This window comes from Rahnella perminowiae, from assembly GCF_019049695.1.
Lineage (GTDB): Bacteria > Pseudomonadota > Gammaproteobacteria > Enterobacterales > Enterobacteriaceae > Rahnella > Rahnella perminowiae.
Map to the genome: position 1 here is coordinate 1 of NZ_JAFMOT010000035.1, position 407 is coordinate 407.

Annotated in this window: 1 protein-coding gene; it reads left to right on the plus strand. The window is 39.6% G+C overall.

From position 1 onward, the window contains the following. Positions 1–407 (plus strand): TrkA C-terminal domain-containing protein (locus J1781_RS00150; protein WP_217232991.1); only part of this gene is annotated, 407 nt, incomplete at both ends.

Sequence of the window (407 nt, forward strand, 5' to 3'; positions counted from 1 at the left end):
AATAGTAACGTTGGTAGGCTGGGTCTATCTGTATTTCATAGGTTATAAATTGCTCCCTTCTAATCCGAATGAAATTGAAAGTCTGCGTGAACATCTCCGGGAATATATCATTGAAACTGAAATAACCGAGAATTCGAAACTGACCGGTAAAACGGTTAAGGATGCAGGGCTTCGTAACCTTCAGGATGTTTTCCTTGTTGAGATCTTTCGTGATGAAAAGATCATTTCTCCAGTATCACCGGAAGAAGTTCTTGAAGAAAATGATATTCTTTTCTTTTCCGGGAATACACAGTCTATTTATAATCTGATCAAGGAAGACAATGGTCTTTCTGTACCGAAGGTTTCAGGGCAGGAGCTCGAAGGTCATTTTAATTTCGTAGATGCCGTGATCCCTGCAAATTCAGGTT